Origin of the sequence: Cyclobacterium qasimii M12-11B, assembly GCF_000427295.1 — a bacterium.
Classification (GTDB): Bacteria; Bacteroidota; Bacteroidia; order Cytophagales; family Cyclobacteriaceae; genus Cyclobacterium; species Cyclobacterium qasimii.
In genome coordinates this window covers 22,843-31,813 of the sequence record NZ_ATNM01000027.1, presented here as the reverse complement: position 1 = coordinate 31,813, position 8,971 = coordinate 22,843, and the positions used below count along the sequence as shown (strand labels likewise).

Annotated in this window: 10 protein-coding genes and 1 tRNA gene; 2 read left to right on the top strand and 9 right to left on the bottom strand. The window is 40.8% G+C overall.

Annotated elements, in window-relative coordinates:
- Positions 1–115: 115 nt before the first annotated feature.
- From ADICYQ_RS02515 to ADICYQ_RS02500, 4 genes are all read right to left on the bottom strand, one after another.
- On the bottom strand, positions 116–1,390 hold the full coding sequence (locus ADICYQ_RS02515) for a type IX secretion system plug protein (protein ID WP_020893714.1): 1,275 nt from the start codon (positions 1,388–1,390) through the stop codon (positions 116–118).
- Positions 1,391–1,430: 40 nt separating this feature from the next.
- Entirely contained in the window at positions 1,431–3,350 is a 1,920-nt protein-coding gene (locus tag ADICYQ_RS02510; RefSeq protein WP_020893713.1) for an ABC-F family ATP-binding cassette domain-containing protein, read from the bottom strand.
- Positions 3,351–3,429: 79 nt separating this feature from the next.
- Positions 3,430–4,323 carry an aldose 1-epimerase family protein gene (locus ADICYQ_RS02505; protein ID WP_020893712.1) on the bottom strand — a complete coding sequence of 298 codons (894 nt, stop codon included), beginning with the start codon at positions 4,321–4,323 and terminating at the stop codon, positions 3,430–3,432.
- A gap of 91 nt (positions 4,324–4,414) precedes the next feature.
- Positions 4,415–4,496: transfer RNA gene (locus ADICYQ_RS02500), tRNA-Leu, on the bottom strand.
- Between the two features lie 342 nt (positions 4,497–4,838).
- Between ADICYQ_RS02500 and ADICYQ_RS27550 the strand changes: the two genes are divergently transcribed.
- Entirely contained in the window at positions 4,839–5,417 is a 579-nt protein-coding gene (locus ADICYQ_RS27550) for a Rossmann-fold NAD(P)-binding domain-containing protein (RefSeq protein ID WP_020893711.1), read from the top strand.
- A 59-nt stretch (positions 5,418–5,476) separates the two neighbouring features.
- Positions 5,477–5,749, top strand: coding sequence for a Rossmann-fold NAD(P)-binding domain-containing protein (locus ADICYQ_RS27545; protein WP_200861871.1), 273 nt, complete (start codon positions 5,477–5,479; stop codon positions 5,747–5,749).
- Here the strand turns inward: ADICYQ_RS27545 and ADICYQ_RS28100 are convergent.
- The 5 genes from ADICYQ_RS28100 to ADICYQ_RS02475 all read right to left on the bottom strand — a co-directional run bounded on the left by ADICYQ_RS28100 (position 5,736) and on the right by ADICYQ_RS02475 (position 8,920).
- Complete coding sequence (locus ADICYQ_RS28100) at positions 5,736–5,975, bottom strand: aspartate dehydrogenase domain-containing protein (protein WP_235114290.1); 240 nt, start codon at positions 5,973–5,975, stop codon at positions 5,736–5,738. The genes ADICYQ_RS27545 and ADICYQ_RS28100 overlap by 14 nt on opposite strands.
- Entirely contained in the window at positions 5,951–6,535 is a 585-nt protein-coding gene (locus tag ADICYQ_RS02490; protein ID WP_020893708.1) for an L-aspartate dehydrogenase, read from the bottom strand. The genes ADICYQ_RS28100 and ADICYQ_RS02490 overlap by 25 nt, the downstream gene beginning before the upstream one ends.
- Positions 6,536–6,744: 209 nt before the next feature.
- Positions 6,745–7,206 carry a GNAT family N-acetyltransferase gene (locus tag ADICYQ_RS02485; RefSeq protein ID WP_020893706.1) on the bottom strand — a complete coding sequence of 154 codons (462 nt, stop codon included), beginning with the start codon at positions 7,204–7,206 and terminating at the stop codon, positions 6,745–6,747.
- 60 nt (positions 7,207–7,266) lie between these two features.
- A complete protein-coding gene (locus tag ADICYQ_RS02480; RefSeq protein WP_020893705.1) occupies positions 7,267–7,752 on the bottom strand; it encodes a methylated-DNA--[protein]-cysteine S-methyltransferase in 486 nt (161 codons plus the stop codon).
- Positions 7,753–8,275: 523 nt separating this feature from the next.
- Entirely contained in the window at positions 8,276–8,920 is a 645-nt protein-coding gene (locus tag ADICYQ_RS02475) for an XRE family transcriptional regulator (protein ID WP_020893704.1), read from the bottom strand.
- Between the last annotated feature and the right edge of the window lie 51 nt (positions 8,921–8,971).

The window sequence follows — 8,971 nt, the reverse complement described above, 5'->3', positions numbered from 1 at the left end:
TTNTTTTTTTTGCCTTTATTTTTTTACAAAGTATTCTTAATGAGAATGCTTCAGTAGTTATTGCATCTGAAAAAGGGGAGAGCCATTTTTATAGAGAAAAATAAACCCGACAAATTTAAAATCTTCTCATATTAGGATTGATGACTGTATAGCCTATCAGTTCGTCATATCTGGAACCCATTTCCCGATAGTAGAAAAAGATTTCATATTCGTTTTCTGTCTGAAAATGACTGTCTTCAAAGGGTTCCATGTTCCAGCCATTGTCTGATTGGAAACCATATTGATAATCATACCAGCCTTGTTTTAAAAACAAACTTGCCTGATAAAGTCCCTTTTTTTCATTGTACACCATCTTTGCATCAGGGCTTTTTCCCCAATTGGTCAAAGAACCTAAAATATAAGGAGGCGAGGGGAGCTTAGGAGACTCCAGGTTAAAGTTCAACAATACATATTCACTTTCAAGCAGATGATTCTGCCTTTCCATGTTGAATATGCCATATTGCCCATTAAGATCAAGGTATTCCAGATAGGTTAGCCCTTTTCTTTCTTTGTCAACGGCGGCCTCCGCAAAAACAATATCTTCCTCCATACTTACTTTAGCAATGTTCCTTCCACGTGTACGTACGTAGCGTAAATCTACGAAGCGGAATTCATTTCCAGCCAGGAATACATTGGACCCATCAAATAGCTGGTATTGTAGCTGCTTGATGTCCTCTCTGATGTGGGTAAACTTCAAACCAAAAATAGCATTGTCCCACCTCTGGTTTTGACGAATCACCACCCTGGTATTGTTAAGGGGGTCTACTAGTTGACGGTTGCCATAGCCAATATTCAGGTTGATTTGCTGTGCCGTCCTTCGGTCCTCATTCATACTGGGAGGAACAATTTCGGCACCGATTCCTACCTGGTTTTGGTAAACCATAAACCTTTTGGTAAAAATCACATCTGACTCTTTTCTCCCCCTGTATACTTTTAATATATAGTTTCCAGTTCTGGTGACATTCGGCACCTGAAAGGTATAATGAATATAAGGTATCCTCGTGTTGATACCATACTCATAAGAGTTGATGTTGAATTCATTGTATTGCTGGAGATAATCCGGGTCCTTTAGCCCAGAACTAGTCCAGTCGACATTACAATGAATAATTTTGACCATGTACCGGTCTGTCTCAAAAGCAATGTCATCGAAATGCAACTCCAATGGTTGAGAACTGTTAAGTAAAATAACCGGTGCTGTCATTTGTGCCGAAAATTCACTGCTTGCTGGATAAAGCTGAACAGTTCTTATGTTTTCGTCAAATACCTGATCTTCGTATATTTCCTGAGCAGACAAAAGGCCTGTAGAAGACAATAAAAGAATAATAACAAGCTTAATCAATGGATGTCTCATTGGTCAGGTTTATGTTTGGTACCGGTCAAAGGCCTTGTTCTTAACTTTGCATACTTTCTATTTGCTCTGCAAGTGCTTCCCATTTCTTGTTAAGAGCAGCTTCATCTTGCTTCATCTTCGTATACTTGTCGTTGAGTTGTTGCATTTTCACCTCGTCTTCATATACGGAAGGTTGCGCCAATTGATGCTCAATATCCGTTTTTTTCTTTTCCAGGGCAGTGATTTCTTGCTCCAGGCTTTCCAGATTTTTCTCTTTCTCCTTTATGGCTTTTTTCTGCGCGTGTTCATCCTGCTTTTCCGCTGAACTTTTTGGCAAAGCCTTTGGTGCCTTTTTTACAACAGCTTGTGGCTTGGTTTCTTTTTCTGATTGAGTGGAGCGCCAGTAAACATACTCATCATAAGTGCCTGGATATACCTTGATTTGCTCGTCTTCTATGTACCAGATTTTGTTGGCAACTCCCTTGATAAATAACCTATCGTGAGAAACGGTAACAAAAGTACCTTCGTATTGCTTCAATGCCTGAATCAAAATATTGACAGATTGTATGTCAAGGTGATTGGTAGGCTCATCCAGTAACAAAAAGTTAGCTTCAGAAATCAGGGTTTTGGCCAAGGCTACCCTGGATTTTTCACCTCCAGAAAGCACTTTGATTTTTTTGAAGACATCCTCGTTGGAAAATAGGAAACAGCCCAATACATTTCGGAGTTCAGTTTCCGATTTTCTACTGCCGGCCTGCACCATTTCCTGTAGGATCTCATTGTTGATTCCTAGTGCTTCCAACTGGTGCTGAGCAAAAAAGGCTTTAACCAAGTTGTATCCCTCTTCTCTACTTCCTTCTATAGGTTCGGAACCATTAATGATCCTCAAGACGGTAGATTTACCCTTTCCATTGGCACCAATAAGGGCTATTTTATCTCCACGTTCTATGCGCGCAGTCGCTTTGTCCAGGATCTTAAGGTCACCAAATGCTTTGGAAACATCATCCAATACGATTACATCCCGACCAGATTTTTGGGAGAAAGTAAATTTGAAGTTTACAGATACTTCATCTTTTTCTACCTCAGATATTTTGTCCAACTTGTCCAAGGCCTTCACCCTGGATTGTACTTGGTTCGATTTGGAAGCTTTTGCACGGAAACGGTCAATGAAACGCTCCGTTTGCTTGATCATTGCCTGTTGATTTTCGTAGGCATTTTGCTGAATCTCTTCTCTTTCTACCTTCTCAGTTTTATAAAAAGCATAATTTCCAGCATAAACGGTGAGGTTGCCACGAGAAACTTCTACTGTAGTATCGGTACTATTATTTAAAAAGGTCTGATCGTGAGATACGACAATAACAGAACCTTCATAAGATTTAAGGTAATTCTCTACCCACTGAATTGAAGGTAAGTCAAGGTGATTGGTAGGTTCATCCAGCATCAGCAAAGCTGGTTTTTCCAAAAGTAACTTGGCTAACATCACACGCATCCGCCATCCTCCGGAAAATGTTTTCAGAGGACGTCCCAGATCAGCGGTCTTAAAGCCTATGCCTTCCAATACTTCCTCAGCCTTGGCTTTGATGGTATAGCCTTCAAGGGCTTCAAACCTTTCCTGAAGATTAGCCAGTTTTTGGATGATTTCATCAGAATAATCTGTTTCCATCGCTTTGAGCACTTTGTCTATTTCTACCTGTAAAGACAAAGTTTCTTTAAAAGCTTCAAGCGCAACATCAAGGATGCTGTCTTCTGATTGATAAGACAGCAGGTCCTGGTTTAGAAAGCCTACACTGCAGTCTTTCGCTTTTTGGATTTCTCCAGAACTTGGCTGAAGATCACCATGTATGATTTTTAGGAGTGTAGACTTGCCTGTACCATTCAGACCTACCAAACCAATTTTGTCTTTTGGCTTGATATGAAGGGAGGCATTTTCATAAAGGGGACGGCCCCCAATATAATAAGAGAGATTGTTTATGGATAACATGCCGCAAAATTAAGAAAACTATACGGGATATGGCAGCATTAGAAAAATGAATTCATTAAAGTAGTGATTTTTTTTGATTTTACCCCAAAAGTGCTACCTGAAATCCTGCCTTATGGTTAGCTTGGGGAGCCAATTCGACAATGCCTAATTTATTTTCAAGGCTTCCATCATGATCTGTTGTGGCGGCAATTCCATTCCAGGGCTCTAAACAAATGAAGTTTGCCTCTTTTTCTTTGGTCCATATGCCTAACCACTTGAAATCTGAAAATTGCATTGCAAAGCCTTTACCTGTTTTGCGACTGCTTACACTTACAGCCGTAACTGGTCCAACGTCCATTATCAGCGCATCATTTTCAAAAAGCTTGTAATCCAAGTCTACTTTGCCTTCCTGAAGTGCTAAAGTACTTTTCTTGGTAGAGATTAGACCTCCTTCAAGTGTGTACAATGGAAGGGAAGTAAGGTTTTCATGAGCAAAATCCAATTGATAATCGGAGAAAGATTCCTTTTCTGGTTCCAAAGGACAGCCAAAACCAGGGTGGGCTCCGATGCTAAAAAACAGGGTTTTCTCTTCGGAGGGATTGTGAACATGATAATCCACATTCAAACCATTTTCGCTAAGACTGTATTGAATAGAAAGCTCAAAATCAAAAGGATAAACCTTTTTACTGATTTCATCTGCTTTGAGGACCATCGTAAGTTGATGGTCTGTTTTTTCAGTCAACTCAAAATTTCGGTCCCGGGCAAATCCATGTTGCCCCATAGTATAAGACTTGCCTTGATAGGTGTACTTGTTATCTTTTAGCTTGCCTACAATAGGGAAGAGTACTGGCGCATGTCGGCCCCAGATGTCCGGATTTGCTTGCCAGAGGTATTCCAAGCCATTTTTTTTAAGTGCAATGCATTCAGCACCCATAGTAGAGATTTGGGCGGCAATTTTACCAAATGTCAAATGGTGGATGGTAGCATCAGTCATAGCTATAAGGTGTAAAAAGGTGAATAAAAAAGGAATATAAAATAAAATGACCATCAAAAAAAAACCTTTCCCGAATTTAGGAAAGGTTTTGTACGCACGAGAAGATTCGAACTTCCACACCCGAAGGCACCACCCCCTCAAGGTGGCGTGTCTACCAATTTCACCACGTGCGCAGATAGGAAGTGCAAAAGTAGAAGATAATTCCAGCAGTGCAAACAAAAAGGTGTACAAATTAACAGCGAAGGTAAATCATTGAATGAATTTTAAATCAAAACCTAAGGTATGCTTCCAGGTGATGGTTGGGTAAGTTTCGATGCTTAATCCTTTGACAGCATCCTAAACTTCTCCTGCCAAAAGCGCCAATGTCTCGTTTAGATTTTTTAATTTCATCCGTATATTTTTTTCGCTTGCTTGGGAGTAATAGTTGAATTAGACAAAAGAGGAAGCATTGGCTTTACATGAACTTCCTTATTTAAGATGTGTTGAACCAATAGAAACCTTATAATACCCAAAATATGTTTAAGAAACTTGTTGGAATAGAGCCGTTGGAATTAATCCCTTCGGCAAATGAAAAATTAGAATCTTTTGCCCAAACAGTCATCTTGCATGAGGATAAACCCGCGAGTGTGGCTGAAATTGTAGCGCGTATTGGTGATGCCGATGGTGTTTTGTTAAGCCACAGAACTACTTTGGGTCAGGACGCATTGGAACAGTGTCCCAATGTCAAATACATTGGCATGTGTTGTTCCTTGTATTCACCTGAAAGTGCCAATGTAGCTATCCAATACGCAAATTCCCGAGGGATTACGGTAAAGGGTGTGCGTGATTATGGCGATGAAGGCGTGGTAGAATATGTAATTAGCGAGTTGGTGCGTTGCTTGCACGGTTTTGGAAATACAGCTGATGGGAGTTCAAGACAAGCCTGGAGCGGCATCCCACGAGAAATCACAGGTCTCAAGGTAGGAATAGTTGGCCTGGGGAAATCCGGTGGCATGGTAGCCGATGCTTTACGTTTTTCGGTGCAGAGATCAGCTATTTTGCACGCAGTGAAAAAGAAGATGCAAAAGCCAAAGGGTATCAATTCTTACCCTTAAAGCAATTGCTAAATGAAAATGAAGTCATTGTCACCTGTTTGAACAAAAACACAATCCTCTTGCATGAAGCTGAATTTGAACAGCTGGGCAATCGTAAAATTTTATTCAATACGGGCTTGTCTCCAGCTTGGGATGCAGCGCCTTTTGAAAAATGGCTCAATGGAGACAATGTGGTGTATTGCGATACGCTTGGAGCTTTAGGCGATGAACGGTTTTTAAAATATTCTTATGTCCATTGCCTGCAAGTATCTTCTGGCAGGACCCAACAAGCCTTCAGGCGCTTGAGTGAAAAGGTTCTGGCGAATTTAACCGCTTATTTTAAAACACAATAGGAGAAACGATATTACGCAGGGTGTTCACTACGCTCCAACCAGCAATCTGTGCAGTCTTACTATAAACATCAATGATTGCATGGATCTGTTCACCTTTAATTTCAATACGATGATCGTCTCCTACATAGTCCGGTATTGAGTTGATGGACACCTTTATGTTTTCGGGGCCTACGGAAGCCAATGCTGCAGCAACTGCCACATTTACCTGTGTTGGGAAAAGCGCAATGGCTTCTTTAGCATCCCCCTTAAAGACTTCTCGTTTTTCGGTTTGTAAGGCATCCTCATAAACCTTCGTTTTTTAAGTGGGTTTGGGCCTTTTTTTGCAGTAAAGGTTACAGTACTTTGTTCCATTAAGGCAATAGTTCGCATCACATCAAAACCACCGATAGCACCAGAAGCCAGGTGAACACGGGAGTTGTTTTCCAAAGCAGTTTGTTGAACTGTTTCATAAAAATCAGCATCCGCAAGTGCGCCAATAGATAGCGTCACTATTGACGATCCATTTTTTAAGGCAGGTATTGCCATTTCCCGAAAGGCGGATGGCGAAGCAGTTTCCACAATATAATCAGGCTTGAGCTGCAACAACTCATCAAAGCCATGACAAGGTTTGCAAGAATACCCTCTTTTTGAACGATTAACTTTATTGGCTAGCTCCTCTGCTTTTTCAAAGGATCTTGAATAGCTACCAATCAATTTATAGTTAGGTAAGAGGTCTTTTAATAGGGCGTCTACAACAATATGAGCCAGTTTTCCGCAGCCAACAATGGCAAGTGTGTGTGCTTTCATGTGGGTAAAAGTAGCGAAGTTTTAGCGATTTGACACTTTAAATTTCTCTTCCTCATCTTCCTGGATTTCTAATATGGCTTGCAGGCCTTTTCCATTATCTCAGGTGTTTTAACAGTACCAGAGAGGCTGATAAAGAACAATGATTTCACTTGTTTAGCATTCACTAGCCATGATTTTATCGCCTTTTTGTATCAAGTCAGAGAAAACAACTAAAAAATGTATTCCATTTTGATGTCACAGCGCTCATAGGTGCCGCATTCTATGGGAACTTCTTGAAAACCCATTTTTCGGTACAGGGCTATCGCAGGAGCCAATAGACTGTTGCTGTACAGGATAACTTTAGTAGCTCCTTGTGCTTTGGCCCATTCCAAGGCAGCATTCCCAAGCAAAAGGCCGATATTTTTGCCTTGTGCTTTAGGTGATACGCCCATTTTAATCAATTCGTATTGAGTGGTGTCTATTTTTTTCAAAGCTACCGTACCTACGATCTCTTCTTCCCATTCGGCAAATAAAACTTCTCCACCATGATCCCGGATTGTTTCCTGGGGTTTTTGGAGTTGGGCGATATCAAAGGGTTCCATGGCAAAATACCTTTCTATCCATTCCTGATTGATAGAGAGAAAGTAAGGTGCCAGTGCTGGTGTGTAAAGATGGATATTTGTCTTTTCCATCTTTAAAAATACGGATGTTGCTAAAAAGAATAAAGGGTTTGACAGGAAAAAAACAGAAATTTAAAAGCCTATATTAAATAGTCTGCCAGGCTTGTCAATGGCTTCCATTTGTAGCAGCTTAAGCTTTCGCCACAGGCCTCCGGCATAACCGGTCAACTCTCCTGTACTTGCGATGATCCGGTGACAGGGGATAATGATCAATAATGGATTTTTGCCATTGGCAGCACCCACTGCGCGGACAGCTGTAGGTTTGTCAAGAGCGCAGGCGATGTCCTTATAAGAAGCCGTCTGACCAAAAGGGGTTTTGTTTACTTCCATCCAAACCTTTTTTTGGAACTCAGAACCACCAATAGCCACCGGAACATCAAATAATTTTAGATTTCCTTCGAAATAGTAAGTCAACTGACTTATGATATCCAGGAAAAAGAGATTGTTTGTTTTTTCTGACAAGGGATCTTCCGTGAAACTACAAGACAAAAGAAAACCATCTTCAGCGATAAGTCTGATATTCCCTAAGAGCGACGCAATTACTACTGTTTCTTTCATATCCTCTACAACTTTAAAACCAAGATTAGATTTAACCTTTATTAAGGCAGATTTCCTGCCGACGCTTCAATGAAATACGATATTGTTTAGCACTTTGGACCTCAGGTATGCAATTGCGGATTTATTACTGAATGATCCGCTACGGCGGACAAAATCAATCAATCGTTTTAACTTTCGACCGCTTCTTTGTGATGTGCTGTATCCGCCTCCTACACTCCTGATCTTTTTGTCACTTCCCCTGAAAAAGGTCAGGGCAGGCTGAAAAAAAGATCGGAAAACCCTATTGCATTATGCTTGTCCAAATAAAAATCAATACATGCGATTTTCGACGCACCCTATATTATGTGGCCGAGTAAGGGTATATATTATAAACAGATTATGGCGGAAAATGTTGCCATTAATTAAACTGTCGGTGGGTAACCAACTTATTAAAGATAGCTTTATTTTTAGTTTATACCAACTTATTTGAGTACTTATACCATCATCATGCGGTATTTCCAGACCTCTCTCACCGTCTCTGCTTTTACTTCAAAAGGGGTGTATAAGGGATTGCTTGAGCACAGTAGTAGTTGTCTTTTTTGTTTAACTGGTTGTAAGTCAGTTTGAAGGTAACTCCGTCCTGGGCAGTGACGATTACGTACTTTTCACCATCCCGTATAGCTGTCCAGTCTTCTATGTATTCACAAATAATCCATGCGCCGTCAGGGATAGGTTCCATGGAATCGCCATCTACCTGAAAAACGCGGTATTTTTTATCTTGAGGAAGAAAAGGAAGATAAAATCGGGGCAGTTCACCAATAAAGTCGGGGTCTGAAAACCCCGCCAGATAGCTTGCTTTGGCTTTTTGGGAGACTACTTCGATGAGTTCACGCCCTTGTGCATCTACAGTGGTGGTAAGGATGCGCAGGTCGCGGCCCTTGAGGTAGCGGCTGGTTTCTAAAATGTCCCTGAGTTTGTGGGCAGGATATTTTTCCAGGTTTTCTTTCAACATCAAATCCACTGATACTTCAAGGTACTCACAGATTTTTACCAAAGTATCCAGGGGAGGGCTGATGCTTAGTTCATAACCCGCAAGTTTGGACCTGCTAATGTCCAGTGACTCGGACATTATGGACTGGGTAAGCCCTTTTCTTTTGCGCAGTAGTTTGATATTGCTGTGAAGGTACATGGTCAAAATTTTTAATGAAATCAATGGTTTAAATATAAAACAAATGTTTAA

What these genes read in the sequence shown, in the direction of transcription:
- ADICYQ_RS02480 (WP_020893705.1), bottom strand. Translation starts at nt 7,752, where the DNA reads ATGAAAGAAACAGTAGTAATTGCGTCGCTCTTAGGGAATATCAGACTT.
- ADICYQ_RS27550 (WP_020893711.1), top strand. Translation starts at nt 4,839, where the DNA reads ATGTTTAAGAAACTTGTTGGAATAGAGCCGTTGGAATTAATCCCTTCG.
- ADICYQ_RS02475 (WP_020893704.1), bottom strand. Translation starts at nt 8,920, where the DNA reads ATGTACCTTCACAGCAATATCAAACTACTGCGCAAAAGAAAAGGGCTT.
- ADICYQ_RS02515 (WP_020893714.1), bottom strand. Translation starts at nt 1,390, where the DNA reads ATGAGACATCCATTGATTAAGCTTGTTATTATTCTTTTATTGTCTTCT.
- ADICYQ_RS02505 (WP_020893712.1), bottom strand. Translation starts at nt 4,323, where the DNA reads ATGACTGATGCTACCATCCACCATTTGACATTTGGTAAAATTGCCGCC.
- ADICYQ_RS02510 (WP_020893713.1), bottom strand. Translation starts at nt 3,350, where the DNA reads ATGTTATCCATAAACAATCTCTCTTATTATATTGGGGGCCGTCCCCTT.
- ADICYQ_RS02485 (WP_020893706.1), bottom strand. Translation starts at nt 7,206, where the DNA reads ATGGAAAAGACAAATATCCATCTTTACACACCAGCACTGGCACCTTAC.
- ADICYQ_RS02490 (WP_020893708.1), bottom strand. Translation starts at nt 6,535, where the DNA reads ATGAAAGCACACACACTTGCCATTGTTGGCTGCGGAAAACTGGCTCAT.